Genomic DNA, 25,968 nt, shown 5'->3' with positions numbered 1-25,968 from the left:
TCCGAACTCAGAAGTGAAACGCAGCATCGCCGATGGTAGTGTGGGGTCTCCCCATGTGAGAGTAGGTCATCGTCAAGCTCTTAAACAGAAGCCCCGTCAGCTAATGCTGACGGGGCTTTTTTCGTTTAGGGGCTTTTAAAGCTGCTATTGGAAATCAGGCTCGTGCTATCTTTTTGCCAATACAGTCTGGAACGGAACCCTGGCAATGTCCCTCTCTGAATCCCCTTTGTCTTTTGAACTACTGAAAGAGCGTCAACGTAACCTGCGTGACAGCTTGCCAGAGTTTCTCGACTTGCGTCTCCACCGCGCCCTGAGCTGGTTGCAACGGGCAGAGCTGTGCGAAGACGACGATGGCGCTTTTATCTTTCTCTGGATTGCTTTGAATGCCGCCTATGCCAACGATACTCATAGCGAACCAGAGCCTGAGGAAAATACCTTTCATTTCTTTATCAAGCGTATTGTTCAGCTCGACCGTGATCGACAGATCAGCGACCTGCTGTGGGACACCTGGCAGAAAGCCATCAAGCACTTGTTAGACAATCAGTACGTGTACCAGCGCTACTGGGATTTCCAAAATCAGAAAGCTGGTATTGAAGAGTGGCAGATCAGCTTTAATCGCGCTCGAGATCACTCAAAGTCTGCGTTGGCCAATCAGCAAACGGATGTGGTACTGAATATTGTGATGGATCGGCTTTATACCTTACGCAATCAACTGGTTCACGGCGGTGCAACCTGCGGTGGCAGTGTTAATCGCAGCCAGGTTATGGACGGTCGTCAGATTCTGGCATCACTGGTGCCGCTGGTGATTGCCATTATGCTGGATAATGCCGACGAACATTGGGGCGAACCCTATTATCCGGTTAGAAAACGAGAGGCTAGTGAAAGTCATGGGAGCTGACAGCCAGCTGTTCCATCTCGCTGCTGAGGTTGTTAAGACGGTAGGCGATGATATGAAGGATACCGCTGTGGTCATCTTTTTCGAGCTTGCCGAATACCTGCAGAATCCTTGCCTGGGTTAATTCCTGCAGCTGGCGTTTGGCGAGATCCAGCCATACCACCACATTGATATTACCGGTCTCATCCTCAAGCGTCACAAAGGTGACGCCTGCCGAGGTTCCCGGCCGTTGGCGACAGGTCACCAGCCCGGCGACCCAAAGCTCGGTTTCATGAGCCTGGAATTTTAGCGAGGCAGCACTATATGCCTGTCCCAGCTTTCCCTGTTCTCGAAGAATCTCAATTGGATGACGGCCAAGAGATAAGCCTAGCGCCTGATAGTCTTGCAGCAGTTCTTCCACTTCATTGGGGCAATCCAGCGGCCATTGGAAGGGCTCTGGCTCGTTGGCAGTCATTGCAAGAAGGTCATTGTCCAGTGCTTCACTGACGATCCAACTGGCTTGTTGGCGTTGTTGCTGTAGCGACGCAAACGCATTGGCTGATGCCAGAGCCGCTAATTCAGCAGCATCAACAGCGGATAAATAACGGCATTGGGACAAGTCTTTATAACCCTGTGGGGGACGAGCTGAAATCAATTGCTGTGCCGCCTGTTCTGATAGCCCTCTTACCAGCCGTAATCCCAGCCGAATCGCCAGCTCACCTTGATACGGCTCCAGCATGTGATCCCGCTGACTGGCATTGATATCCACTGGCAGTGTTACGACACCATGATGGCGGGCATCTTCGATCAACTGTGCCGGGCTATAAAAGCCCATCGGCTGGCTGTTCAATAGTGCGCAGCAAAAAATGGCCGGATGGTGGCACTTCAGCCAGGCGGTGATGTAAACGAGCAGGGCAAAACTGGCGGCATGGGATTCCGGAAAGCCGTATTCTCCAAAGCCCTCCAGCTGTCGCTGGATGCGTTGAATGTATTCTTCGGTGAAACCTTTTTCCTTCATGGCGCTGGCGAGCCGTGCTTGCAGCCGGTGCATATGACCTTTCTTGCGCCAGCTGGCCATCGAGCGGCGTAGCAGATCGGCTTCGGCAGCACTGAAGTTGGCGATTTCCATGGCAAAAGCGATGACCTGCTCCTGAAACAGTGGAATTCCTAACGTGCGTTCCAGGATTGGTTTGAGTTCTGGTAACGGGTAATCGGCAGCTTCTTCGCCGTTACGACGTTTCAGGTAGGGATGCACCATGTCGCCGTGAATCGGACCGGGGCGAACAATCGATACCTCGATGACAAGGTCATAATAATTCCGCGGTTTCAGCCGTGGCAGCATGTTCATCTGAGCCCGGCTTTCCACCTGAAAGACACCCACGGAATCTGCCTTCTGCAGCATCTGATAGGTTGGCGGATCCTCGCGCGGGATATCCGTAATCGAGAAGGTTCTTCCCTGTTGTTCGCCCAGCATGGCAAGCGCCCGGCGAATCGCAGACAGCATTCCCAATCCGAGCACGTCCATTTTCATCAGCCCCATGGTTTCCAGATCTTCCTTGTCCCACTGGATCACGGTGCGATCAGCCATGGCGGCGTTTTCGATTGGAACCAGGTCGGTCAGGCGTCCGGCTGTAATTACAAAACCACCAACGTGTTGTGACAGATGACGGGGAAAGCCGAGTATCTCCTGCAGGCGTTGTTTGAACTGATGCAGCAGCGCGACCTGACCCAGAGCTGGCGAAACGAATTCATCAATCCAGTTGGGACCGCGATAACGCCAGCCAAAATTGGCGATCACATGTTCAAGCTGCATCAGATCAAGCCCCAGCGCCTTGCCAATATCCCGCACCGCGCTTTTCGGGCGATAACTGATCACTGTCGCGGCCAATGCCGCGCGTTCACGACCGTACTTGCGATAGATGTACTGGATCACTTCTTCGCGTCGCTGGCTTTCAAAATCGACGTCGATATCCGGCGGCTCCTTGCGTTCCTCCGAGATAAAACGTTCGAACAGCAGGCTGACTTCAACCGGATTCACTTCGGTAATTCCAAGGCAATAACAGACGACAGAATTGGCCGCTGAGCCCCGTCCCTGGCAGAGAATGCCTGCGTTTTTGGCAAACTGAACGATGTCATGAATGGTGAGGAAGTAATGCTCGTATTGCTTGCGTTCGATTAACGCCAGTTCCTTGTCGATGGTGGCTTGTACCCTGGTGGGTGTACCGTCCGGGAAACGTCGTTGTTGGCCCTGAATAACCTGCTGACGTAGCCAGTCAGTTGCCGAGACACCTTGCGGTACACAGTCATCAGGATACTGATAGCTGATCTCGTCCAGCTCAAACTGGCAGCGGTTGGCGATTTCAACAGTCGAGGCCAACAGCGGTTGACTGTAAAGACTGGCCAGCTTGCTGTGAGACCGCAAGTGGCGTTCGGCATTGCTGAAGAGTTGCGCGGGAATATCCGCCACACAGGCTCCCAATCGAATGGCCGTCAGGCAGTCCTGTAGTGGCTGGCGGGACGGATGATGCATATGCACCTGGCTGGCACAGGTAACGGGTAGCTGGAGCTGTTCAGCGGTTGTCAGTAGCTGGTCAAAACTTATGCTGTCATTTTCATCGAGCAGGCGTTCGGCCAGAAGCCAGAGTCGATGCTGGAAATGACTGCGCAAGGTTTTAATCCATCCGGACTTGAAATCGGTTGTTGCTGCTGGTTGCCAGAGTAATAACAGCTGGGCAGATTCCAGCAAATCCTGTGGAGTAAAGCGGTATTCCCCTTTGCTGGCTGCCCGTCGACAGCGGCTGATCAGCTGACATAACTCGGCGTAAGCCTTGCGACTGGGCGCTAACAAAACAAAGCAGTGCTGCTGCCAGCGGAATTCAGCTCCAATGATGAGTTTGGGAGCGTGATTGTCTGGATGCTGCTGTTGCCATTCCTTGAGCGCTTGCCAGCCTCGTACAACCCCCGCTAGTGAACATTCATCGGTGATCGCTAACGAGTGATAGTTTAATTCAGCGGCACGTTGTATCAGTTCTTCCGGGTGAGAAGCGCCACGCAAAAAACTGAAGTTACTGATGCAATGCAGTTCGGCGTAGGCAAACGGAGCGGCCGGGGTTACGACGTCCTGATTCATCTGATTAACCAAACAGGCCGTGGATAAACCAGTGTTGGCTGGCGTCGCGGAACAGCCACAATAACTGGCCCTGTTGCTGGCTCAGGTAATAGTCTCGGCGTATCGGTTGGTTGTCCCACCAACCGCTGCAAATGCGTTCAGGTTGTAACGAGATCAGGCTGTCTCTGGCTGGTTGCTGGCAGGGCACAGGAGTATGTAATAGCCACAGTGGTCGTTGCAGGCCACGGCGCGCCGGAGTCGGGCTTCTGTTCTGATGAATACTGAGCAAGCTGCCCGCCAGCTCCGGACGTGGGTCGCCACAGACATCCAGATAAAACAGCTGCTGATGCTGTAGTCGTGCCTGCAAGCGGTTCAGCAGACTATGGTCTGTTGGTACTTGTTGGCTGCCCAGGATACTCGACCAATCGTTTTGACAATCTGGCTGGCGTGGCTGGAATTGGTCGACGCTCAGTCGCAATGCCGTGACCGGAGCTGGCAAGCTGAACTGGCCAAGCCGATAACGCAGTAGCGCCAGCAGTTCCTGCTCCCTGTGCTCATGACGGGCAAAGCCCAGCTGCCATTCGGTATCGGGCAATTCCCGGTGGCGCAGCTGCAGGGTCAGACTGCGGGTGGCCAGCTGGCGTTGTTGCAGCAAACCACACAGCGACGCCAGCATTGGCCGCAGTGGAAACAGCAGCCCGTTCCTGTGTTCGACTTCTTCAATAAACAGGGTTTCTTGCTGAAACTGCAGAGGCGGCTCGAACCATTGCATGGGCTGGCGACGATGACCCTGAATGCGCTCGAGATAATCGACCAGCGCCATGCCGTAGCGGCTTGCCAGTCCGGTGAGTGGCAGTTTGATCAGGTCTGCCAGTCGTTTGGCACCGATGCGTTGCAACTTGAGCTGAAGCGCGGGCTCAAGCTGTAGCTGGGCCAGCGACAAGTTGTGTAGTCGTTGACGTAACCCGTCTGTATCTGTGCTGGGCTGTCCCAGCTGGTTGATCGCCAGCAGGCGGGCGGCCTGGGCAGCTGGAGCGACCGCCAGTTGCAGCGGCCATTGTGGCGGAGCTGCTTGCTGAATTTGCCGCCAGAGCATCTCCAGTCCGCCGAACAGCTGTAACATGCTGCCGACTTCCAGCCACATGCCCTGTGGTGGATCGAGGCAAATCTGGGCGGCAAAACGGTAGGCCCACAGGGCTTTCTGTTCGAGCAGTTGTTGCTGTTGCACCGGATCGAACGGCAGGCAGTGCAGCGACGGGCACAGGCTGGCAGCGGTCGCCACCGACATCTCGGGCTTGACGCCGGCCTGACGGGCTTTGGCATTGCACTGTACGACCAGCTGGGTAGCGGACTGAATCAGCGCCACCGCGCGGTAGGGTGGAATATTCAGCCCGTGCAGATAGAGATCCGGGTAATACAGATAGAGCCAGAGTTGCTTCATAACCGTCTGCAGGCCAACTCAGCTGGCGCTTTGGGTCAGGTCGATGTTGAACGGATTGCCCGGCCAGCTGCCGCGACGCTTGAAACATTGCACCTGTAACTGGCTGGCAGACAGTCGCTGTACGCCCAGCCGCAGCGCGGCGGGAGAACCGCTGGCATCAAAGCCGGTTTGCGGCCATAGCCAGCAATGGCTGCGACTGTCGTTGGCGGCGACCTGTAAACGGCGAATATGCGGCTTGTGCCATTCTGCCAGCCAGCCCAACACCGCGCTGCAATGGCCACTGCGCAGGCCTTCCTCCATGCACCAGACTGCTTCCTGATAAGACTTGGGGTGTACCACCAGAATGTGTTTGAGGTTAACCCCCGCGAGTGTCAGCGCCGGGGCGTAGGGCAGTGCTGGCGGTGCAATCCACAAGATCCAGCGAGGCTGTTGGCTGAGTTCTGCCAGTGCTGGCAATACCAGGCTGATCTCGCCACTGCCAAGCCCCTGATGGTAAATCTCACACAGTTGACCAGCCTGCCAGCCACCGGCGGGCAGCTGCTGGTCGAGCTCGCTAAAGCCGCTGGAAATAACACTGCCGGGCAAGGATGGCTGACGGCAGGCCTGCCAGACCTGGCCCTGATCCTGCACCTGGCTGAGGGCTGTGTTGGTGTGACTGGTTGTCTGCATGGATGAATCGGACTGCATGCTGAAACGCCTTGCGCCGGTCGACGCGTTTGATCGTTAAATCTCAATATACTGTATAAATAAACAGTATATTGGCGCGATGCGCAAGCCCCAATAACTGTCTTATGGCTGACATGCCTGCCTGCGCTGGAATTCTGTGTATTGGCGAGACAGTTACTGCGACAGCGGCATTAGCGGCGTATAATCGCTGCTCAGTGAGAAAGAACCGGAATTCACCGGTCAGAGCGAGCAGGAGAGAAGCATGAGTCAGCCAGAACGTTTGGTCATTTTCGATACCACCATGCGCGACGGGGAGCAAAGCCCGGGTGCATCCATGACCAAAGAGGAAAAGGTTCGCATCGGCAAGGCGCTGGAAAAAATGCGCGTTGATGTGATCGAAGCCGGTTTTGCAGCCGCCTCTCCTGGTGACTTTGCCTCTATTGACGCAGTGGCTCAGGCCGTTCGTGAAAGTACCGTGTGCAGTCTGGCGCGTGCCGTCGACAACGACATCGAACGGGCGGCAGAATCGCTGCGCAAGGCCGAGCGCGCCCGTATTCACACCTTTATCGCGACATCACCGATCCACATGCAATACAAGCTGCGGATGCAGCCGGATCAGGTGGTGGAGCAGGCCATTTACGCGGTTAAAAAAGCCCGCAGCCTGGTGGAAGACGTGGAGTTTTCCTGTGAAGACGCTGGCCGTTCCGATATGGATTTTCTCTGTCGTATCATCGAAGCTGCGATTGATGCCGGTGCCCGTACCATCAATATTCCGGATACCGTCGGTTACGCCATTCCGGAAGAATTCGGTTACAAGATCAAAACCCTGCTGCAACGTATTCCGAACGCCGACAAGGCGATCTTCTCTGTGCACTGTCACAACGACCTGGGTCTGGCGGTTGCCAACTCGTTGGCGGCCGTGGCCAACGGTGCCCGTCAGGTCGAATGCACCATCAATGGTCTGGGCGAGCGTGCCGGTAACGCAGCACTGGAAGAGATTGTGATGGCGACCCGTACTCGTCATGACCTGTTCAACATCGACTGCGGCATTGATACCACGCATATCGTGCCGACTTCCCGCCTGGTGTCTGGCATTACCGGTTTCCCGGTACAGCCGAACAAGGCCATTGTGGGTGCCAACGCCTTTGCTCACGAATCCGGTATTCACCAGGATGGCGTGCTGAAGCACCGTGAAACCTACGAAATCATGAAAGCGGAAGACGTCGGTTGGGGTGCCAACAAGATGGTCATGGGCAAGCACTCCGGCCGTGCCGCATTCCGCAGCCGTCTGGAAGAGCTGGGCGTGACTTTCGAAACCGATGCTGCCCTGAACGAGGCCTTTGCCCGCTTCAAGGATCTGGCCGACAAGAAACACGAAATATTCGATGAAGACCTGCAGGCGCTGGTGAGTGAAACCGTTGCCAATACCGCCCCGGATATTTTCAAACTGGTGTCACTGGCGAGCCGTTCCGCCACTGGTGAAACCCCGGTAGCCGATCTGGTCATCAGCCATGACGGTCAGGAACACAAGGTCAGCAGTGAAGGCAGTGGCCCGGTTGATGCCGCGTTGAAAGCCATCGAGCAGGTAGCCAATTCTGGTGCCAGCCTGCAGCTGTACTCGGTGAACGCCATCACCCAGGGTACTGATTCTCAGGGTGAAGTTACCGTGCGACTGGAAAAAGGCGGTCGTATCGTTAATGGTAACGGTGCCGATACCGATATTGTTGTCGCCTCTGCCAAGGCCTATATCCACGCTCTGAACCTGCTGTACTCCAATGTGGTGCGTCAGCATCCACAGAACGACGGCGTTTGAGGTTGCAGGAATAATCAACCAGCATGCGTGAAGTCGTTCGTCAGCAATATCTGCGCGCGATGGGGATTCCGGTCTGGATTCCCCGTCAGTCGCTTCCCAATGCTGCTGCCAGCCAGCTGCAGCCATTTCTGGAAAATGATGATTCGTTGCATGGCAGTGGTGAGCTGCCAGCGGGCCATTTACCGGATTTCCGTCATGCGGAAGATCGTCACGTGGGCGGCCATATGGTGGCCCAGCTGCTCGATCATGGTCAGCAAAATCATGCCGGTTTGCAGACTGCTGCCAAGGTTGAAGCGCCGGCGGTGGCTGAGTCAGACAAGCCGGTTACCAACACGAATCCGCTGCCAATCGACGAGCCTGTTGATCTGACACCCCCTCGCTTTGAGCTGCATTTCGTAAAATTCGGCGATGAACTGGTGTGGGTCTGTGATGACTTCAACGAACTCGGCAACTTGCTGGCCTTTGCGCCACGGGTTTGCGCGGCGATGGGCTGGGAAGTCTTGCGCAGCGAACCGGTGATGTTCCGCTGGCCGTTTATCGAGCATGCCCGTGAAGATCAGGGCGCGGCGGTAGCCGAACAGGCGCTGCGGGCACAGTGGAGCTACTTTGCCCATCACGGTGCTCGCCAGGTGATTGGCTTTGGTGAACAAAGCCAGCGCTGGCTGCGCCGAATTGAAACACCAGGCTGCTATATGTCGGAATCCGTCTCGGCGGTGATGGCCGATGGTCGCCTGAAAAAACAACTGTGGTTGCAATTGGTTTCGTTAAAAGGTGTGCTTGCATGAGCAGCGATCTGCAATTCCGGCCTGCCGGGCTGGATGATCTGGATGCCATTATGGCGATTGAGCAAGCCAGCCATTTTCATCCCTGGAGCCGCTCCGTGATGGAACGTTACCTGGGCAAGGCCGGGGCAAGCTGGAAACTGCTGGATGGCCAGCAGCTGCTGGGATTTGCCGTCTGTCCGCAAATTGTTGGCGAAGCCGAGTTGATGGATATCGCCATTGACCCGGCGCAGCAGGGCAAGGGCCATGGCCAGTGGTTATTGCAGCAATTGTTGCAGCAGGTGATGGACGACGGCTGCGAGCGTATGTTTCTGGATGTGCGTGAAAGCAATGCGCCTGCCATCGCGGTGTACGAAAAACTGGGCTTTTGCCAGGTTGGTGTCAGGCCCAACTATTATCCAACGGCAACCGGCAAGGAAGACGCCTTGCTGTACTGCCAGGAACTTGTTCTCTAAGCGGAGCCCGTATGACCCCTTTGCTGCCGGACTGGATGACGGGTGTCTTGATGGTTGGCAGCCTGGCCTTGTTGGCTTATGCCACGGCGACCTATCGCTGGCAGGCATTGCGGGAACAGCGCATCGCCCAGCATCTGTTTTTTGGCTGCGTACTGGTACTGAGTCTGTTCTGGCACGCCACGGCGGGGATTTTACCCGGGCTGGAATTTCATATTCTGGCGCTGACCTCGGCGACCCTGTTGATGGGCTGGCGACTGGCACTGGTGGCCAGCGCACTGATGCAGCTGATTCAGCTGCTGTTGGGCGAGGTCCATTGGGCGGATTTTGGTTATCACTTCCTGATCGAAAACGCCCTGCCGATTGCCTTCACCTGGCAATTCTATTCACTGGTGTATCGACGTCTGCCGCACAATCCGTTTGTGTATATCCTGGTGGCGGGATTTATTAACGCCGGTTTTACCCACGCTTTTCTGGATCTGCTTCAGAGCGGTATTTATGCCCTCACTGAAACCTATCCAGCCCACAAGATCTGGCACGATTACCTGCGTTATATGCCGATGATGATGTTCCCGGAAGGCGTCGTGAACGGCATGTTTATCGCTGGCATGGTGGCGTTTCATACCGAATGGCTCAGCACCTTCGATGAGGATTCCTATTTTAAATAGGCCTGCCAGCGGCTTTTGACAGCAACCGGGCTCAGCGCGGCGCGTATTTCTGTAATTTCCGCTGCAACGTGCGCCGGTGCATATTCAGCGCCCGGGCAGTGGCGGAAATATTGCCGTCGTTTTCATTCAGCACCCGCTGGATATGCTCCCATTCGAGCCGGTCGACGGACATGACCTGAGCGTCTTCTTCCGGCAGTTCATCTACGGCCTGGTTCTGTTCGTCGAAGGCCGCCAGTAATTCCTGCAGGGTTGCCGGTTTGTGCAGATAATTGTGAGCGCCGAGTTTGATGGCTTCGACGGCAGTGGCGATACTGGCGTAGCCGGTCAGCATGACGATCTTCAGTTCTGGCTGATTGAGCAGCAGCCGTGGAATCAGTTTGAGGCCGGACTCGTGTTCCATGCGCAGGTCGAGGGTCGCCCAGTCGGGCTGGAATTCCGCCTGACGAATCAGCGCCTGCTCACCGTCAGCGGCGCTGGCAGTCGCATGACCATGGCGTTCGAGACTGCGGCACAGTACCTGACTGAAATGGATATCGTCATCAATCACCAGAATACGGGGTTTGTTCATTGTGAAGCTCCTGCGGTTGCTGGCTGGCTGATCGGCAAGCTGAGCCGACAGCGGCTGCCACCACCTTCTAACGGCTGTAATTCGATGCTGCCACCAAACTGTTCAACACTGGCATTGCTGAGGTAGAGGCCAATGCCCATGCCGGTGTGTTTGTCGCTCTGATAGGGCACATAACGGCTGATGGCTTCGGCAGCGCTGGTATCCGGCTGGATAATGTCCAGCAGCCAGAACTGGCCATCGTCATGGGCCTGGATTCTGATGCTTTGTTCGCCAGCTTCGGCGGCGTTGTCGAGCAGGTTTAACAAGGCCTGGTCGAGCAGTGGCGAGGTTTCGATGTTGGCGTCGCTGTTGACTGTCAGCTCGCTCCATTCGGCATTGGGGTGACTCAATTGCCAGCGTTGCAGGTTGCCGTTGAGCCAGTCGCGGGCCGGTTGGCGGCGGGCAGTACGTGCTTCCCGGCCTTGGCGAGCCAGCTCCTTGAGGGATTGCTGGCAGCGGCTGACCTGTTGATGCAGCAGTTGCAGATCTTCCTGAATGGCCGGGGCTGCTTCGCTCTGGATCAGGTCGTCGAGCAGCATGCTCATGGTCATTAATGGCGTGCCCATTTCATGGGCGGTGCCCGCGGCCAGCGTGCCGATACCGACCAGTTGTTCGTTTTTCAGCTGTTGCTCACGCAAGCGCTGAATTTCCTGTTGCTGACGCTGGCGGGTTCGTACCAGCTGCGGAATCAGGGTAACCAGAATCAGGGAGCTGAGCACAAAGGTCAGCCACATGCCGGACAGGTGCCAGCTTGCCAGTGACAGGCTGCCGCTGCTGAGGTCGTGTAGCAGAATCGGCTGATAGATAAAAGTCAGCAAGCTGTAGTCGGCAATCGCCAGCAAGGCGATCCAGATTGACTGGCCCCACGGCAAGCCCCAGGCAGCAATCACCAGCAGAATCAGGAAGTAGGAAATCAGCGGGTTGGTGGCGCCGCCGGTAAAAAATAGCAGCCCGGTGAACAGCTGGCATTCCATCGCCAGAAACATCAGCAACTGCCAGTCCTGAATATTTTTGCGAGCCAGATGCCATTGGGTAAACACCAGCAAGGGCAGATAAAAGGATAACAGCACCCAGGCTGCATCCAGGTAACTGGCGCCCTGGAATTGCAGATAACCCAGAAAGATCAGCCAGACACTGGCAATGGTCAGCTGCAGCATCGCCAGTCGCTGTAATACCGGGTTCAGGTTGGAATTACGCAGGCCGGAGCGAGTGAAACTTGAGTGAGAAAGGCTGGAATTCTTGTTGCTTTGCACTGCCATGACCGCTTGAACAGGAATGGGAAATCACGGCAAGCAGTATACCGCCTTCGGGCCAGGGCGCATTGAGGCAGATTGGCGCATGGACGGTTCTGGTAACAGCTTTTCCCGTTAAACAGCAGCATAAGCCACTTTAGCGACTACGGCGGCTGTGCCAGAATCCGCAGCCTTGTCGCCGTGGGCGGCAACGGTATTTCTTCTCTGAGGTTGGTATGTCCTCTTCCGATGCCTTGAAGGCAGACCTGACGCTGGTCGTGGTCACTATGTTGGCCGCTGTTGGCTGGATTTTCTCGAAAGAATCACTGGCAGGCATGGCGCCGCTGACGTTTATGTTTGTGCGTTTTTGTGGCGCCGGGCTGATTCTGGCCGCGGTTGGTTCAAAGCAACTGCTGGGGCTGTCGGCGGATGGCTGGCGCGGTGCAATTCGCTCCGGCCTGTGTTTCGGCATTGCCATGGTGTTCTGGATTCTGGGTCTGGAGTACGGTCAGCATCTCGGCGTGGGCGCCTTCCTGACCAGTCTTGGGGTAGTCCTGGTGCCACTGACCAGCTGGATGATGGGCATGAAGCCGCCGCGTTCATCCTGGGTCTCGCTGGTGATTGCGATTTCCGGTCTGGCTTGTCTGTCGCTGGATGGTGAGTTTGTCTTCGGCTGGGGTGAGCTGAGCTTTCTGATGAGTGCGCTGAGTTTCTCGATTACCTTTGTGCTCACCAGCAGGGCGTCGGCGAAGACACCGGCGATTGCCTTGTCAGCGATTCAATTGACGCTGGTCGGTATGGTCGCGGTGCCCATCATGTTGCTGATGGATGACTGGCGTTTGCCGGCAACCGCGGTGACCTGGGGCTGGGTACTGGCCAGTTTGTTGATCGCCACCTGTCTGCGGTTTTTCCTGCAGGTATGGGCGCAGGGCCAAACCACCGCCAGTGCGGCGGCGGTGATTATGGTACTGGAACCGGTCTGGACTGCGATTCTGGCAGCCTTCTGGTTTGGCGAAAGCTCCAGTGGCATGCAGTTGCTGGGGTGTAGCCTGATCTTTACTGCGCTGTTGGCCAGTCGCTGGCGCGCGCTGCTGAAGGTGTTGACGCCGCTGCTACCGAATTTCAGATAGCAAAGTCGAACAGACAGGCAAGACCGGTCGCGGCGGACACTTCCTCGAGGTAGGTACGGATCGCTGCTGGGTAGCTGAGTCCTGCCACCATGCTGAGATTACGCAGGGTCGGGAACAGCATAACGTCGTTCCAGCCGATCTGGCCGTTGTTTTCAGAAGGTCGGGTCAGTTCGGGTAACTGCTGCAGCATGGCTTCAACCCGCTGCTGGTATTCAGCACTGTTGGCGATTGCTGCTTCAAAGCTTTTGCCAATGATCAGCTCTTTTTTGCGGCGGTAATAGTCGCAGGCATCCTGGGTGACGAATTCTGGCAACCCCAACATGATGTTGCGGGGAAACAGCAGGTGGTGAATATCCATCATGCTGGCGCTGATCAGTGCCTGAGCGGCTTCCAGCTGCGCCTGTTGGTAAGGCAGAATGACCTGTTGCGGATTGCCCAGCTGGTCGAGACGCTGGCAGATATCCAGACTTTCACCCATCGCGGTGCCGTCATCAAATTCCAGAATCGGCACCATTTTGGCGCCAATCAGATCAAAACAACTCTGCTCGTCGTCGTTGAGCAGGAACACCTTTTCATGCTCAAGCTGTTTGTAGTTGGCGACCATGTCGGCGCGCACGCAGTAAGGGCAGTGGTTGTATTGATAAAGCTTCATACGTCTTTCCTGTTACTGGATGGGGCCGCGCTGAATGGCCACGGCTGTCAGGATGCTGGCTGGTCAGTCTGGTCCGGGAAACGGGTGGCCTTGAGACTGTCCTTGATCTTTTTAAGATGGGCCTGGAAATCCGGCCCGCGTCGCAAGGTCACGCCGGTAGCCAGCACGTCGAGCAAAATCAGCTGGACGATGCGGGACGTCATCGGCATGTACTGCTCGGTGTCTTCCGGTGTCGGGAACGACACATGGACGCTGCAGGCCTCTGCCAATGGCGAATTATCCGCTGTCAGGCCAATCACGGTCGCGCCGTTTTCGCGGGCAATCCGTGCAACCTCGACCATATCGCGGGTACGGCCGGTGTAGGAAATTGCCACGATCACATCGCCGGTATGAGCCGCAGCGGCGACCATGCGCATCACCAGCACATCGTCATAGGCGGTAACCGGCAGGTTGAAACGGAAGAACTTGTGTTGGGCATCCAGAGCCACCGGGCCGGAAGCGCCGAGGCCAAAAAACGAAATCTGCTTGGCCTGAATCAGAAAATCGACGGCTTTTTCAATCGCATCGACCTTGATGGCGCGGCGGGCGGTTTCCATTACCGCAATGGTCGAGGTGAAAATCTTGTCGGTATATTCCTCCGCCGAGTCATCCATCTCAACATTGCGACTGACGTACGGGGTGCCGGTTGCGAGGCTCTGCGCCAGCTGGATCTTGAAGTCCGGGAAGCCGTTGGTTTCAAAGTTGCGGCAGAAGCGGTTGACCGTTGGTTCACTCACCTGCGAGGCGCTGGCCAGCGCCGAAATGCTCATCCGGGTGGCCGCCTTGGGGTCGTTCAGAATCACGTCGGCGACCTTGCGCTCGGATTTGTTCAAGCTATCCAGCCGCTCGCTGATTTGCTCAAGCAGACTCATATTTACCTCGCATTGCTTTCATCCGGTCGGGTGAAAACTCGTTATTTTACTACATCCCTGATTAACCCTCGACTATACCTCTGCCGGTTTGACAGCACCAGCCACAGACCGGCACCGCCGCTGCGGGATTGCCATCATGGTGTGCGTTCTGTGGCAAGCAGCACAGTGAATGGCAATTCTTGTTTTTAACTGACAATTCTCTGGCTGTGGTACGGGCCGGGCATCGCTATCGTGCAGGCCAGTCAAAATGTAAAAGAGCAAATGCTCTGCACCTCGAACAATCCGGTTGTGGTGGCCTCGCAGCGAGTGCCACCAGACCATGACCCGTCAGGGAACTGGAGTAATGAAACGACTCATCATCATGGCAGTGGTTAGCGCTGTCGGCAGCGCCGCTGCGGTCTGGTTGACGGCACCGGCAGGTATGCCGGCCAGACCAGCTGAAACACAGGGAATGTCGGCTCAAATGGGTTCGTCGTCAGCTGATGCCTTGCCTGGTCAGCCTGCTGCCAGGCAATCGGCTGTGTCTTCAGCCGGGCAATTGCCATCGGAGCGACCTGCTGTCGGCATGGCTGGCGCACTGCCTGGAACCAGACATGGAACTGGGCCTGGAGCTATGTCTGCCAGTGCGGGCCTAGAAGGCTTGATCAGCCAGCTGCAACTGGCTGATGACCAGCAACAAAAACTCGCTCAATTGCTGGGTGCAGCTTCTCAGTCCTTGCGGCAGGGCATGATGCAAGAGGCCGATTATCGTCAGCAGATCGCCGGGCTGGATGCGACCGCCGCGGATTTTGAGCAGCAGCTTGATAACTTGATTGAGCAACTGAATCAGACAACGGCAGCGAACCTGCGGCAGGAGGCCCGTTTGCGTCAGGCCGTTTATGCCGTGCTGGATACCCGCCAACAGCAACAGCTGACACAACTGCAAGCTGATGCCCGTCAGCACCGGCCTGGCCCGGGAGACGGAATGGGCAGGCCGCCACAAATGGATCCAGACGGTATGGCAGAAGCCGATTTCAGCAGGAGGCCGCAGCCATGAACAAGACGATGAATCATCGGCAAGCAGCCGCTCCTCGTTGGCAAAAATGGTTATTGTGGCTGGTGATTATTGGTGCTCCTGTCGTGGCTGCCAGCTGGATACTCGGTCGCCCGGGTAATGGCAGTGAAGACTGGCTGACCGAGGCGCTGGCGTATGGTGATATCGAGCAAAGTGTCGCCGCTACTGGCACGCTGGAGCCAAAGAACTACGTTGAAGTGGGCGCCCAGGTATCAGGCCAGATCGAACACCTGTTCGTTGAAGAAGGTGATCTGGTTGAAAAAGGCCAGTTGCTGGCTGAAATTGATGCTTCGGTGGCCGAGCTGAACGTCAAGGTGGCGGAAGCCAACCTGGAGAACAAGCGCGCCCAGCTGGATCAACAGCTGGCGGAACTGGAGCTGGATCAACAGCGGTTGCAGCGTAATGAAGGTCTGTTCAGCCGCAAGGCCGTCAGTGAAGACACCCTGATCGAAAGCCGCGCCGACGTCAAAATTCTCAAGGCCAAAATCACCGCGTCAAAAGCGGATATCCGTGCGGATGAGCTGTCGCTGCAAGCCGACAAGGTGTCACTCGGCTATACCAAAATCTACGCGCCGATTGCTGGCACTATCGCCAGTATTGATGTCACTGAAGGGGAAACCCTCAATGCCACCAACAGCACGCCGACGGTATTGCAGATATCCGATCTGTCGACCATGACATTGCGGGCTGAAGTCTCGGAGGCGGACGTACCCAGGCTGAGCCGTGGTATGGACGTCAAGTTCGCCACCCTCGGCAGCCCCAACGATTATCGCTGGTCGACCATTCGGCAGATTTTGCCGACCCCGGAAGAAGTCAACGATGTGGTGCTGTATCAGGTGCTGGTGGATGTCGATAACAGCGACGGCAGTCTGATGGACTCGATGACCACCAAGGTGTTTTTTGTACAGGGCTCGGTGACCAATGTGTTGGTGGCACCGGTAGCAGCAATCAACAAGACACCTCAGGGAGCCTTTGCCAAAGTGATTGGTCCGGCGGGTATGCAGCTGGTGCCGGTGGAGCTGGGGCTGTCCAATCGCACGGAAGTGGAAATCCTCTCAGGTCTGCAAGCGGGTGATCAGGTTATTACCGGCAGCAAGCAAAAGGTTGCCGAGACGGAAGCCAAAAGTGTGACGGGCAATGATGGCGGGCCTCCGGGCGGCATGGGGCCACCACCGGGTGGAGGCGGTCCGCATGGCTGAGGCAGATACTCCGGTATTGATCTCCTTGCGCGGTGTCTGTCGTTATTACCAGACCGGTGATGTGGTGGTGAAGGCACTCGATGATGTCTCCCTGACTATCCGTCAGGGGGAGTTTGTCGCGGTGATGGGGCAGTCCGGTTCGGGTAAGTCGACGCTGATGAATATCCTCGGTTGTCTGGATCGGCCAACCGCAGGGGAATATCAGGTTAATGGCCACGATGTGAATCAGCTGTCGCCGGATCAACTGGCGGCATTGCGGCTGAAAACCTTTGGTTTTGTGTTCCAGCGTTATCAGCTGCTGTCGAATCTGACGGCGGTCGAAAACGTCGCCTTGCCCGCGGTTTATGCCCATATTCCAAAGGAGCAACGACAGCTGCGGGCAGCGGAGCTGCTCGACAAACTCGGCGTGGGTGAACGTATGTATCACACCCCCGGAGAACTGTCGGGCGGTCAGCAGCAACGGGTATCGATTGCCCGCGCCATGATCAATGGTGCCGAAGTGATTCTGGCGGACGAACCGACCGGCGCACTCGACAGTGCAACGGGTGTTCAGGTGCTGGCCATGCTGAAGCAGCTCAATGCGGAAGGCGTCACCGTGATTCTGATTACCCATGATGCTGAGGTGGCAGCCCATGCCGAACGGCAGATTCAGATTCATGATGGCCGGCTGTTATCCGACAGTGCAGCGGATTCCTTTATCGACCGCCAGCAGCCGGAAATCCAGCCATTGCAGGCCTATAAGTCGGTCAGTGCGCTGGTCTCTGTACTGACGGCGCTGCAGTCGTTACGCAATAACTGGTTTCGTACTCTGCTGACCTTGCTCGGTATTGTCATTGGAGTTGCAGCCGTGGTCGCCATGATGGCAATTGGTGAAGGCGGTAAACAGCAGGTATTGCAGCGTATTGAATCCATGGGCACCAATTTGCTGTTGGTGCGTCCGGGTGGGGCCAACAACCGTAACTCTGGTGATACCGCCACCCTGACCCGTGACGATGCCAGCGCACTGGCCGAATTGAGTGGCGTTAGTGCGGTGGCGCCGGAGCGTAACTCGTTTGCCACCATTCGCTTTGGCAACCGCGATTATTCCGGCCGTACCCGGGCAACGACCGAAGATTATCTCAAGGTGAAAGACTGGCAGCTGTCGCAGGGAACCTTCTTCACCGAAGAAGATATGGAGTCACTGGCACCCTTGCTGGTGGTTGGCCAGACCATTGTGGATGAACTGTTTGTGAACGGTGAAAACCCGATTGGCCAATACGTTTTTATGTCCAACGGCGTTTACCAGATTGTTGGCGTGCTGGAGGCCAAGGGCGCCACGGCGGGCGGTAATGACCTAGATGAAGAAGTGCTGGTGCCGTTATCGACCGGTATGGTGCGGATTTTCGGGCGAGAATATCTCAGCTCGATCACCGTCAAGGTCGAGAACACCGACGACATTGACAGTATTGAAGCGGAAGTCACCCAGCTGCTGGCTGCGCGCCATGGCAGTGAAGACTTCACCGTCAACAACACCGCCTCGCTGATCGAAGCAATTTCGGAGACTCAGGACACCCTTACCTGGCTGTTGGGTTCGGTGGCGGCGATTTCGTTGTTCGTCGGTGGCATCGGCGTGATGAACATCATGCTGGTGAGTGTTTCTGAACGACGCCGTGAAATTGGTTTGCGTATCGCCACGGGTGCCAAACCCGGCGATATTCTGCAGCAATTCAATATCGAGGCGCTGGTGGTGTGCTGTCTCGGCGGTGTCGTCGGGGTCTTGCTTGGCTCGGCCGTCGCTCTGGTGATGGCACAATTAAATATCGCCATTGCGTTTTCGCTGATGCCGCCGGTGCTGGCATTTGCTTCAGCCCTGCTGGTCGGGTTGGTATTTGGCCATGCGCCAGCGCGCAAGGCTTCTCGTTTGAATCCGATTGACGCGCTGGCGGAGGACTAGATGAACAGCTTTTCTCAACAACCGCTGCGTGTCGGTATGCTGGTGACGCTGCTGGCAGGCGCTGTTCTGGCCAGCGGCTGCGCCGGGCCACAGGCATTTGAAGCAGAAAATGTGGCATTGCCACAACTGAACAGCCAGCAGGCGCAGCTGATTCGTGATGCTGGCGAGTTACAGCGTCAATGGTGGCAACAACTGGGTTCACCGGTACTGGACCGGCTGATGGATGAGGCCAGCATCGACAACATTGATCTTCGCCAGGCCGTCTTGCGTCTGCAGCAGACACAAGTGGCACTCAAGCAGGAGAATGCCGACCGTTGGCCAACGCTGTCAGCAAAGGCATCCGCCAGTCAGAACAAGCAACTGGATGCTGGTAGTGGCTGGCAGTCAGGCACAGGCTTGAGCCTGACTGCCAGTTATACCGTCGATCTCTGGAGTCGGCGGGCCACCCTGATCGAACAGGCAGAACTGGATGTCGTGGCTGCTGAACTGGATCTGGCCAGTGCCCGCATTACCTTGCAGGCGAATCTGGCGACCCAGTATCTGCAGTGGCTGGCCTTGCAAAGTCGTTTGGAGCTGGCGCAGCAAAACCTGCAGGCCAGCCAGGCGCTGGAAGAGCTGGTACAGGTGCGTTTTGAAGCCGGTGACGCCTCTGGAATCGAAGTCGCCCAGCAGCGTAATACCACCTTGTCGCTGCAGGGCAGTTTGATGAGTTTGCAACAAGAAGTGGCCGCCAGTCAGCGGGCATTGGCGGCGCTACTGGGTAAAACAGATCTCAAACTGGATCTTGGTCATGAGCATTTTGATGCGATCCGGATTCCGCAGTCGGCTGACGTTCAGCCGGCACGGCTGCTAAAGCAACGGCCGGATCTGCTGTCTGCCGAGCTGGCCTTGAGACAGCGTCATCAGGATATTTATCTGGCAGAAAGCGACCGCTGGCCGAGCCTCAGCCTCAGTGCCGGGTTGTCCCCCGTGGATCTGTTGTCGCTGGCCGGCGACTGGACTTTGGCACTGGGCGAAGCCTTGTCGGTCACTCTGTTTGATGGCGGCAGCAGCAAGGCCGACGTCGACAATGCCAGGCTGGAAGCGCAACTGGCACGACTCGACTACCGCAGCGCGGTGATCTCGGCTATGCAGGAAGTGCTTGATGCACTGGAAGCCGTGGACTACGAAAAACGCCAGACGGTGCTGGCACAAGACACCTTGCAGAACAACGAACATCTGCTGGAGCTGGCACAGCTGCGTTATGACTCCGGCGACACGGATTTCTCTGATTTGCTGGATGCCCAGCGCAGCTTCTTCAGTGCCCGCGACAGTCTGGTCAGCCAACGGCTGAGTCAGCTGGATTCGCTGCTGGATTTGTACGCCGCTCTGGGAGAACCGCCGGTGGTGGCCAGCCGTGAAAACTGAGTTGATCTGACGGCTGGCAAAGACTGTCTCACGGATTTAATGGAACCAGATTGCGGCTCAATCAACTATGGTTCTATTAACAGCGAACAAGCAGGTATTTACAGATGGCCAAGGTGTTTGTAATTGGTGCTACCGGTGGCGTGGGGCGGCGGCTTTGTCCGATGCTGGTGTCAGCCGGACACCAGGTAACCGGTATGTGCCGCAGTCCGGAACAGGTTGAGGAGCTGATCAACCGGGGTGTCGAGCCAATCGAAGCAGACTTGATGGATCTGACTGCGGATCAGCTGACCGCCATGACGGTCGGTCAGGAGGTGCTGGTGTTCAGCGCCGGGGCCGCTGGTAGTGGTCTTAATCGTACCGCTGAAATTGACGGCGAAGGGCCGCTCAAATTGATCGAGGCCGCCCGGCAAAATGGCATTCGCCGTCTCTATCTGGTGTCAGCCATGCCGGAAGCCGGGCGTGGGCAAGAGCCGAGCGAAGGCTTTGAATTCTACATGCGCACCAAGAAGCAGGCGGATGCTGCCTTGGCAGCCAGCGGACTGGATTGGGTGATTCTGCGGCCGGGTACCTTGTTGCATGAAGACTGCGACGATGGCGTTTGTTTGTCGCAGGCTTTGGTCTACGGCAACGTCAAACGTGGCAATGTTGCTGCTGTGCTGGCAGAGCTGATTAATACCCCGACTATCAGGCGTGAGATTCTGGAGCTCACAGATGGCAGTCAGCCGGTGCGGCAGGCGGTGGAAGCGGTTGCCCATTATCGTTAGTAGTAGAAGTCAGCAGTAACAGCCAGACGTCAGGGGAGACGCTCAATCCGGCCCTGATAGTTGGCGAATCCGGCCGGCGAGCCAGCCTGATCGCGGGCCTTGATATAATCAATCAGTGCCGGTAAATCCCGCAGGCCGGTTGGTTGTTGCTGACTGGCCTGGGTCAGTACCGTCAGATGACTGCCGCCACCGGCCATATATTCATTCACCGTAATCTTGTACAGATGTTCCGGCTTAATGGCTTTGCCATTGATGCGGATGCTGTTGATATCGACCTTTTGTCCTTGTGGCGCAGCTGCCTGCCATTGATAGGAAAATCCTGCCGACACCTGCAACGGGCGGAATTCATCGGAATCTCCGCGCCATTGGCTTTCCAGCAAGGTGTCGATTTGGCTGCCGTTGAGGGTCACAACCACCAGTTCGTTATTAAACGGCTGAATCGCAGCCAGCTGGCCATAATTGACCTGCTGCTGTTTGCGGCTCAGACGCAGGCTGTCGCGGATGCCGCCATAGTTGGTCAGTGCGGCGACGGCTCCGAAAGATCGGGTCGCGGCCAGCTGGGCATCGGCAATCAGATCGCCGAGTACGGATTCGCCATGAGGGTTCGCCTGTTTGTTCATCTCGGCGACGGCCAGTCGGGCTATCGGCTGGTTGATTCTGGCATTGCCGCGTTGTTTCAGATCATCGAGCAGGATTTCCATTTCACTGCTCAAGCGGTTGGCTGGCTGCGTTGGTGCGGTTGGATCGACTACCAGATTGGCGGCTTTTACGTCGGTGACCTGGTGGCGGCGCGGATTGATCTGTAATTGCAGATGCGTCACGACCTGACCATAAGCCAGCGCCTGGGTGATGGTGACGTCGCCACGTTTGCACAAATAGCCCTGATGGGTGTGGCCAGTAATGACCACCTTGATGTGTTTATCGAGCTTGTCGACGATCGGCAGGATGTCGCCACGCAGTTGCGAGCAGCCAGGGCTATTGAAGGCTTCGGCGGTTTGGCCGCCCTGATGAATCACAACTATGATGGCATCAACGCCCTGGGCCAATAATTCCGGCACCTGGCGGTTGATGGTTTGGGCTTCATCCAGAGCCTGGATGCCCTGAAGTGAGCGGGCGGACACCACGCTCGGCAGATCCTGTAATACCGCACCGATCAGGGCGATCTTCAGTCCTTTAACCTGTTTGATGACATAGGCGGCCGTTAATGGTTTGCCACTGCTGCTGTCGATCAGGTTGGCGGCCAGATAGGGAAAATTGACGCCACTCCAGTTGTCCCGGTACTGGCAGGCCTGATCCGGGCGGCGGGAATGGCAGCCGCCATTGACCAGCCGCAGAAATTCATCCTTGCCGTTATCCAGTTCGTGATTACCAACCGCTGCCATATCCAGCTTCATCCGATTGAGCGCCAGCAAGGTTGGTTCATCTGCCCACAAGGAGGAAATCACCGGGCTGGCCCCAATCAGATCACCGGCACCTATAAACAGGGTATCGGGGTCTTGCTGACGCAAGGCTTCAACGGTATTGGTCAGCGCCTTCAGACCGCCAGCCTGTTGTAGCGCCTTGCCGTTGGCAGTGCTGTAGCTGAACGGCAGTCGGGCTGGCTCCAGATGGCCATGGAGGTCGTTGATCGCGGCGATATTAACTGTGATGGTTTGCTCTGGCTGGCCGGGGAGGGAACTGCAAGCGGGTAACAGCGCGGCAAGCAGGGCGGACAGCAGCAGGCTGAGGCCGGGCAAGCGGGCGATAGAATGATTTGGCATGCTGGCTCCGGTGCTGGTGGGTGTCTGCTGCAGCTGATGGATCATGGCGCTATCACATCATTGAGTGGGTACAGGGACAAGGCCCGTCTGGATGAAACTGCAGCCAGTTGTATCAGAGTTGCAGGGATGCTTGGCTATCTGGCCCTGAATAATGGACAATAGCGCCCAATTTTCATACTGCGGCCATCGATGGCGGGTATGGACTACTGAATTCAGAAGACAAAGCAAAGCGAATGGCCAGTCAATTCCAGCAAGAAGTCCAGCGTCGCCGTACGTTTGGCATTATTTCCCACCCGGATGCGGGTAAAACGACCATTACCGAAAAGCTGTTGCTGTTCGGGAATGCCATCCAGCTCGCCGGTACGGTGAAGGGCAAGAAGACCGGCCGTATGGCAACGTCTGACTGGATGCAGATGGAGCAGGAGCGTGGTATCTCGATTACCACCTCGGTGATGCAGTTCCCTTACCGCGACCGTATGGTCAACCTGCTGGATACCCCGGGGCACGAGGACTTCTCGGAAGATACCTACCGTACACTGACCGCCGTGGACTCGGTATTGATGGTGATCGACGGCGCCAAGGGTGTTGAAGACCGGACCATCAAGCTGATGGACGTCTGCCGTCTGCGTGATACGCCCATCTTCACCTTCATCAACAAGATGGACCGTGAAGTACGGGATCACATTGAAGTGATGGATGAAATTGAAAGCATCCTGAAAATCAAATGTGCGCCGGTAACCTGGCCAATCGGCATGGGCAAGTCTTTCAAGGGTATCTATGACCTGCGCACCGACACGGTTCATGTGTTCAAGCATGGCCAGGCCAGCGTGGTGCCGGACGATATCCAGATCAAGGGGCTGGATTCGCCGGAAGCGGTTGCTGTGCTGGGGCAGAGCCTGATCGAAGATGTGCAGGAAGAAATCGAACTGGTACAGGCTGCCAGCCACGAATTCGACCTGGATGAGTACCTGCGCGGTGAACTGACGCCGGTATTCTTCGGGACTGCATTGGCCAACTTCGGCGTGCGTGAAATGCTCAACTATTTCGTTGAGTGGGCGCCAGCACCGATTGCGCGGCAGACCAATGAACGCGAAGTGACGCCAACGGAAGAAAAATTCAGCGGCTTTATCTTCAAGATCCAGGCGAACATGGATCCGAAACACCGCGACCGTATTGCCTTTATGCGGGTGTGTTCCGGTGCCTATACCAAGGGTATGAAGATGCGCCACAACCGGATTGGCAAGGATATCAAGATTGCCGACGCGGTAACTTTCCTGGCGGGTGACCGTTCAGCGGTGGAAGAAGCAATTTCTGGTGACATCATTGGTTTGCACAACCACGGCACGATTCAGATTGGCGATACCTTTACTGAAGGCGAAAACCTGCAGTTCACCGGTATTCCACACTTTGCGCCGGAACTGTTCAAACGTGTGCGTCTGAAAGATCCGCTGAAGATGAAGCAGCTGCAGAAGGGGTTGCAGCAGCTGTCTGAAGAAGGCGCTACCCAGCTGTTTATGCCGTTGAATAACAACGACCTGATTCTGGGGGCAGTGGGTGTGCTGCAGTTTGACGTTGTGCAGCAACGTCTGCGTGACGAATACAAGGTCGAGTGCGTTTACGAGCCGATCAGTGTCAGCACAGCTCGCTGGGTTTATTGTGACGACGCCAAAATGCTTGAAGACTTCAAGCGCAAGGCGGCTGAGAACCTGGCGATGGATGGCGGTGGTTACCTCACTTATATTGCGCCGACCCGGGTGAACCTGAGTTTGACCCAGGAACGCTGGCCGGATGTCCGGTTCCAGGCAACGCGCGAACACTGATCGCCAATAGCGGGCTATCGGCCCGTAATATGGCATCTGTTAAAAGCTCAACTAGGCTTCTTTCTATATAAAGGAGGAGTTACCTATGTTGAGCTTTTTTATTGCCGGTCTGGTGGTCACTGTGGGACTGAGCATAGCGAGTTATATGTTGCTGCAGCGGCGGGTACTGGATGAAGTATTACGACTGGACGACGCCAAGGGCTATTTGTTGGTGATTGCGGTATTGATCGCGTTTCTGGTCAGTGCAGTCTGTTTCTATTTCGGCCAGGTGATGGGATATGACCAGGCGGAAGAAACATCAACCCTGATGGCGCTGGCAATCTTGCTGGATGTGACCAGTTCATTGATCTGTCTGATCGTCGGTTTGCAGCGCATGCGTGAGCCGGAACATTACTGATTTGAGCCACAATATTGGCTGCTAATGACTAATTCACGCTCGGACGACAAATTTATTAGATCATTATCCGAAAATGCGCTATTCTCCGCGCCCCCGTTATAGATATAGACGGCTCCATTCTGGCACCAATAGGTGCTGTGTCGGGCTGCACTGCTGATTGGATTAAAATTATTCAAACGGTTGCGTGCGTCATACCCGTCCTGTAGAATGCCGCCCTCTTTTCTGATCAACATGCCCTTGAAGGCGAGAATTTGATGAAAACTTACAGCGCAAAACCAGAAGCCGTAAAACGTGAGTGGTTTGTTGTTGATGCAGCTGATCAGACGCTGGGTCGCCTGGCTACCGAGGTTGCTCGCCGTTTGAGAGGCAAGCACAAGCCAGAATACACACCACACGTCGATACAGGCGATTACATCGTTGTTATCAACGCAGACAAAGTAAAAGTTACTGGCAAAAAAGCCAGCGACAAAATGTACTACCGTCACACTGGTTACCCAGGTGGCCTGAAGTCTATCTCTTTTGAAAAGCTGATCGACTACAAGCCTCAGGACGTAATCGAGATCGCGGTAAAAGGCATGCTGCCAAAGAATCCTTTGGGTCGTGCCATGTTCAAGAAAATGAAAGTTTACGCAGGTAGCGAGCATCCACATACTGCTCAGCAACCTCAAGAACTGAAGTTGGGAGAATAAGCAATGGCCGTTACTCAATACTACGGTACTGGTCGTCGCAAGACTTCTACCGCTCGCGTTTTCTTGCGTCCAGGTACTGGCTCTATCACCATCAACAAGCGCTCACTGGACGAATACTTCGGCCGTGAAACTGCTCGTATGGTTGTGCGTCAGCCTCTCGAACTGACTGAAAGCCTGGAAAAGTTTGACGTCATCGTCAACGTCCAGGGTGGTGGTGGCAACGGTCAAGCCGGTGCTATTCGTCACGGTATCACTCGTGCTCTGATGCAGTACGATGAAACCCTGCGTCCATCTCTGCGTGCTGCTGGTTACGTTACCCGCGATGCTCGTGAAGTTGAACGTAAGAAAGTGGGTCTGCGTAAAGCACGTAAGAAGCCACAATTCTCCAAGCGTTAATTCGTTATCGCTGCTCAAAAAAAGCGTCCCTTGGCCTATGTCAATGGACGCTTTTTTTATACCAATATCCATACCCTCAGCGGGTCTTCCCGGTTGTTTCACCCCATCAATTTCTTTACTATGTGCGCCGCTCTGCACTCTACCCGGGTCTGCAAACTGTGTCTCTCAACAGGTAAAACGACCTCGCGGCAGAAAAGAATTCTAATGATGGG

General features: G+C 56.0%; 23 protein-coding genes and 1 rRNA gene. 16 read left to right on the top strand and 8 right to left on the bottom strand.

The window, feature by feature from the left end; translation table 11 throughout:
* Both rrf and K6123_RS22410 read left to right on the top strand, forming a co-directional pair.
* Window positions 1-78, top strand: a 5S ribosomal RNA gene (gene rrf / locus K6123_RS23545); the annotation flags it as partial.
* A gap of 127 nt (window positions 79-205) precedes the next feature.
* Complete coding sequence (locus K6123_RS22410) at window positions 206-898, top strand: HEPN domain-containing protein (RefSeq protein WP_221801784.1); 693 nt, start codon at window positions 206-208, stop codon at window positions 896-898.
* Here K6123_RS22410 and K6123_RS22405 read toward each other — a convergent pair.
* From K6123_RS22405 to imuA, 3 genes are read right to left on the bottom strand one after another with little or no spacing between them, the layout of a single operon-like run.
* Entirely contained in the window at window positions 876-4,004 is a 3,129-nt protein-coding gene (locus tag K6123_RS22405; protein WP_221801782.1) for an error-prone DNA polymerase, read from the bottom strand. The two genes, K6123_RS22410 and K6123_RS22405, sit on opposite strands and share 23 nt — an antisense overlap.
* Window positions 4,005-4,008: 4 nt before the next feature.
* Entirely contained in the window at window positions 4,009-5,424 is a 1,416-nt protein-coding gene (locus K6123_RS22400) for a Y-family DNA polymerase (protein ID WP_221801780.1), read from the bottom strand.
* 18 nt (window positions 5,425-5,442) lie between these two features.
* A complete protein-coding gene (gene imuA, locus K6123_RS22395) occupies window positions 5,443-6,111 on the bottom strand; it encodes a translesion DNA synthesis-associated protein ImuA (protein WP_221801778.1) in 669 nt (222 codons plus the stop codon).
* A 241-nt stretch (window positions 6,112-6,352) separates the two neighbouring features.
* On the opposite strand from imuA, the gene K6123_RS22390 reads away from it, so the two are divergent.
* The 4 genes from K6123_RS22390 to K6123_RS22375 are packed head-to-tail and all read left to right on the top strand — an operon-like array spanning window position 6,353 to window position 9,805.
* Window positions 6,353-7,903, top strand: a complete 1,551-nt coding sequence (locus K6123_RS22390; RefSeq protein ID WP_221801777.1) for a 2-isopropylmalate synthase — start codon at window positions 6,353-6,355, stop codon at window positions 7,901-7,903.
* Window positions 7,904-7,926: 23 nt separating this feature from the next.
* Entirely contained in the window at window positions 7,927-8,688 is a 762-nt protein-coding gene (locus K6123_RS22385) for a hypothetical protein (RefSeq protein ID WP_221801776.1), read from the top strand.
* Window positions 8,685-9,140: a ribosomal protein S18-alanine N-acetyltransferase gene (rimI, locus tag K6123_RS22380; RefSeq protein ID WP_221801775.1), complete on the top strand. Its 456-nt coding sequence runs from the start codon at window positions 8,685-8,687 to the stop codon at window positions 9,138-9,140. The genes K6123_RS22385 and rimI overlap by 4 nt, the downstream gene beginning before the upstream one ends.
* 11 nt (window positions 9,141-9,151) lie before the next feature.
* Entirely contained in the window at window positions 9,152-9,805 is a 654-nt protein-coding gene (locus K6123_RS22375; RefSeq protein ID WP_221801774.1) for an energy-coupling factor ABC transporter permease, read from the top strand.
* Window positions 9,806-9,836: 31 nt separating this feature from the next.
* On the opposite strand, the gene K6123_RS22370 is transcribed toward K6123_RS22375, so the two are convergent.
* Entirely contained in the window at window positions 9,837-10,373 is a 537-nt protein-coding gene (locus tag K6123_RS22370; RefSeq protein WP_221801773.1) for a response regulator transcription factor, read from the bottom strand.
* Window positions 10,370-11,671, bottom strand: coding sequence for a sensor histidine kinase (locus K6123_RS22365; protein WP_221801772.1), 1,302 nt, complete (start codon window positions 11,669-11,671; stop codon window positions 10,370-10,372). The genes K6123_RS22370 and K6123_RS22365 overlap by 4 nt, the downstream gene beginning before the upstream one ends.
* A gap of 209 nt (window positions 11,672-11,880) precedes the next feature.
* Here K6123_RS22365 and K6123_RS22360 point away from each other — a divergent pair, with 209 nt between their 5' ends.
* A complete protein-coding gene (locus K6123_RS22360; protein ID WP_221801771.1) occupies window positions 11,881-12,774 on the top strand; it encodes a DMT family transporter in 894 nt (297 codons plus the stop codon).
* On the opposite strand, the gene grxB is transcribed toward K6123_RS22360, so the two are convergent.
* Together grxB and K6123_RS22350 are read right to left on the bottom strand one after the other, a co-directional pair.
* A complete protein-coding gene (grxB, locus tag K6123_RS22355; protein ID WP_221801770.1) occupies window positions 12,767-13,426 on the bottom strand; it encodes a glutaredoxin 2 in 660 nt (219 codons plus the stop codon). The genes K6123_RS22360 and grxB overlap by 8 nt on opposite strands.
* A 47-nt stretch (window positions 13,427-13,473) precedes the next feature.
* Window positions 13,474-14,337: a MurR/RpiR family transcriptional regulator gene (locus tag K6123_RS22350; RefSeq protein WP_221801769.1), complete on the bottom strand. Its 864-nt coding sequence runs from the start codon at window positions 14,335-14,337 to the stop codon at window positions 13,474-13,476.
* A gap of 613 nt (window positions 14,338-14,950) precedes the next feature.
* Here K6123_RS22350 and K6123_RS22345 point away from each other — a divergent pair.
* The 5 genes from K6123_RS22345 to K6123_RS22325 all read left to right on the top strand — a co-directional run bounded on the left by K6123_RS22345 (window position 14,951) and on the right by K6123_RS22325 (window position 20,694).
* Window positions 14,951-15,373 carry a hypothetical protein gene (locus K6123_RS22345; protein WP_221801767.1) on the top strand — a complete coding sequence of 141 codons (423 nt, stop codon included), beginning with the start codon at window positions 14,951-14,953 and terminating at the stop codon, window positions 15,371-15,373.
* Entirely contained in the window at window positions 15,370-16,590 is a 1,221-nt protein-coding gene (locus tag K6123_RS22340) for an efflux RND transporter periplasmic adaptor subunit (RefSeq protein WP_221801765.1), read from the top strand. Before K6123_RS22345 ends, K6123_RS22340 begins: the two co-directional genes overlap by 4 nt.
* Entirely contained in the window at window positions 16,583-18,523 is a 1,941-nt protein-coding gene (locus tag K6123_RS22335; protein WP_221801763.1) for a MacB family efflux pump subunit, read from the top strand. Before K6123_RS22340 ends, K6123_RS22335 begins: the two co-directional genes overlap by 8 nt.
* The gene (locus K6123_RS22330) at window positions 18,524-19,930 is read left to right on the top strand and encodes an efflux transporter outer membrane subunit (RefSeq protein ID WP_221801761.1); all 1,407 of its coding nucleotides are present in this window, start codon (window positions 18,524-18,526) and stop codon (window positions 19,928-19,930) included.
* A gap of 104 nt (window positions 19,931-20,034) precedes the next feature.
* Complete coding sequence (locus K6123_RS22325) at window positions 20,035-20,694, top strand: SDR family oxidoreductase (protein ID WP_221801759.1); 660 nt, start codon at window positions 20,035-20,037, stop codon at window positions 20,692-20,694.
* 29 nt (window positions 20,695-20,723) lie between these two features.
* Here K6123_RS22325 and K6123_RS22320 read toward each other — a convergent pair whose 3' ends face one another.
* A complete protein-coding gene (locus tag K6123_RS22320) occupies window positions 20,724-22,454 on the bottom strand; it encodes a bifunctional metallophosphatase/5'-nucleotidase (RefSeq protein WP_221801757.1) in 1,731 nt (576 codons plus the stop codon).
* A gap of 233 nt (window positions 22,455-22,687) precedes the next feature.
* Between K6123_RS22320 and K6123_RS22315 the strand changes: the two genes are divergently transcribed.
* The 4 genes from K6123_RS22315 to rpsI all read left to right on the top strand — a co-directional run bounded on the left by K6123_RS22315 (window position 22,688) and on the right by rpsI (window position 25,756).
* Entirely contained in the window at window positions 22,688-24,274 is a 1,587-nt protein-coding gene (locus tag K6123_RS22315; protein ID WP_221801755.1) for a peptide chain release factor 3, read from the top strand.
* Window positions 24,275-24,359: 85 nt separating this feature from the next.
* Window positions 24,360-24,671, top strand: a complete 312-nt coding sequence (locus K6123_RS22310; RefSeq protein WP_221801753.1) for a hypothetical protein — start codon at window positions 24,360-24,362, stop codon at window positions 24,669-24,671.
* Between the two features lie 254 nt (window positions 24,672-24,925).
* Window positions 24,926-25,360 carry a 50S ribosomal protein L13 gene (gene rplM / locus K6123_RS22305; protein ID WP_221801752.1) on the top strand — a complete coding sequence of 145 codons (435 nt, stop codon included), beginning with the start codon at window positions 24,926-24,928 and terminating at the stop codon, window positions 25,358-25,360.
* Window positions 25,361-25,363: 3 nt separating this feature from the next.
* Window positions 25,364-25,756 carry a 30S ribosomal protein S9 gene (rpsI, locus tag K6123_RS22300; RefSeq protein WP_221801751.1) on the top strand — a complete coding sequence of 131 codons (393 nt, stop codon included), beginning with the start codon at window positions 25,364-25,366 and terminating at the stop codon, window positions 25,754-25,756.
* Window positions 25,757-25,968 lie beyond the last annotated feature (212 nt).

The organism is Oceanobacter mangrovi (assembly GCF_019740315.1).
Lineage (GTDB): Bacteria > Pseudomonadota > Gammaproteobacteria > Pseudomonadales > Oceanobacteraceae > Oceanobacter > Oceanobacter mangrovi.
The sequence above is the reverse complement of the archived record's forward strand: the minus strand, read 5'-3'. Positions and strand labels throughout refer to the sequence as shown.

What these genes read in the sequence shown, in the direction of transcription:
- K6123_RS22385 (WP_221801776.1), top strand. Translation starts at nt 7,927, where the DNA reads ATGCGTGAAGTCGTTCGTCAGCAATATCTGCGCGCGATGGGGATTCCG.
- K6123_RS22370 (WP_221801773.1), bottom strand. Translation starts at nt 10,373, where the DNA reads ATGAACAAACCCCGTATTCTGGTGATTGATGACGATATCCATTTCAGT.
- K6123_RS22405 (WP_221801782.1), bottom strand. Translation starts at nt 4,004, where the DNA reads ATGAATCAGGACGTCGTAACCCCGGCCGCTCCGTTTGCCTACGCCGAA.
- rimI (WP_221801775.1), top strand. Translation starts at nt 8,685, where the DNA reads ATGAGCAGCGATCTGCAATTCCGGCCTGCCGGGCTGGATGATCTGGAT.
- K6123_RS22335 (WP_221801763.1), top strand. Translation starts at nt 16,583, where the DNA reads ATGGCTGAGGCAGATACTCCGGTATTGATCTCCTTGCGCGGTGTCTGT.
- K6123_RS22375 (WP_221801774.1), top strand. Translation starts at nt 9,152, where the DNA reads ATGACCCCTTTGCTGCCGGACTGGATGACGGGTGTCTTGATGGTTGGC.
- imuA (WP_221801778.1), bottom strand. Translation starts at nt 6,111, where the DNA reads ATGCAGTCCGATTCATCCATGCAGACAACCAGTCACACCAACACAGCC.
- K6123_RS22325 (WP_221801759.1), top strand. Translation starts at nt 20,035, where the DNA reads ATGGCCAAGGTGTTTGTAATTGGTGCTACCGGTGGCGTGGGGCGGCGG.
- K6123_RS22360 (WP_221801771.1), top strand. Translation starts at nt 11,881, where the DNA reads ATGTCCTCTTCCGATGCCTTGAAGGCAGACCTGACGCTGGTCGTGGTC.
- rplM (WP_221801752.1), top strand. Translation starts at nt 24,926, where the DNA reads ATGAAAACTTACAGCGCAAAACCAGAAGCCGTAAAACGTGAGTGGTTT.
- K6123_RS22410 (WP_221801784.1), top strand. Translation starts at nt 206, where the DNA reads ATGTCCCTCTCTGAATCCCCTTTGTCTTTTGAACTACTGAAAGAGCGT.
- K6123_RS22315 (WP_221801755.1), top strand. Translation starts at nt 22,688, where the DNA reads ATGGCCAGTCAATTCCAGCAAGAAGTCCAGCGTCGCCGTACGTTTGGC.
- K6123_RS22320 (WP_221801757.1), bottom strand. Translation starts at nt 22,454, where the DNA reads ATGCCAAATCATTCTATCGCCCGCTTGCCCGGCCTCAGCCTGCTGCTG.
- K6123_RS22350 (WP_221801769.1), bottom strand. Translation starts at nt 14,337, where the DNA reads ATGAGTCTGCTTGAGCAAATCAGCGAGCGGCTGGATAGCTTGAACAAA.
- K6123_RS22400 (WP_221801780.1), bottom strand. Translation starts at nt 5,424, where the DNA reads ATGAAGCAACTCTGGCTCTATCTGTATTACCCGGATCTCTATCTGCAC.
- K6123_RS22310 (WP_221801753.1), top strand. Translation starts at nt 24,360, where the DNA reads ATGTTGAGCTTTTTTATTGCCGGTCTGGTGGTCACTGTGGGACTGAGC.
- K6123_RS22390 (WP_221801777.1), top strand. Translation starts at nt 6,353, where the DNA reads ATGAGTCAGCCAGAACGTTTGGTCATTTTCGATACCACCATGCGCGAC.
- K6123_RS22330 (WP_221801761.1), top strand. Translation starts at nt 18,524, where the DNA reads ATGAACAGCTTTTCTCAACAACCGCTGCGTGTCGGTATGCTGGTGACG.
- K6123_RS22365 (WP_221801772.1), bottom strand. Translation starts at nt 11,671, where the DNA reads ATGGCAGTGCAAAGCAACAAGAATTCCAGCCTTTCTCACTCAAGTTTC.
- grxB (WP_221801770.1), bottom strand. Translation starts at nt 13,426, where the DNA reads ATGAAGCTTTATCAATACAACCACTGCCCTTACTGCGTGCGCGCCGAC.
- K6123_RS22345 (WP_221801767.1), top strand. Translation starts at nt 14,951, where the DNA reads ATGTCTGCCAGTGCGGGCCTAGAAGGCTTGATCAGCCAGCTGCAACTG.
- rpsI (WP_221801751.1), top strand. Translation starts at nt 25,364, where the DNA reads ATGGCCGTTACTCAATACTACGGTACTGGTCGTCGCAAGACTTCTACC.
- K6123_RS22340 (WP_221801765.1), top strand. Translation starts at nt 15,370, where the DNA reads ATGAACAAGACGATGAATCATCGGCAAGCAGCCGCTCCTCGTTGGCAA.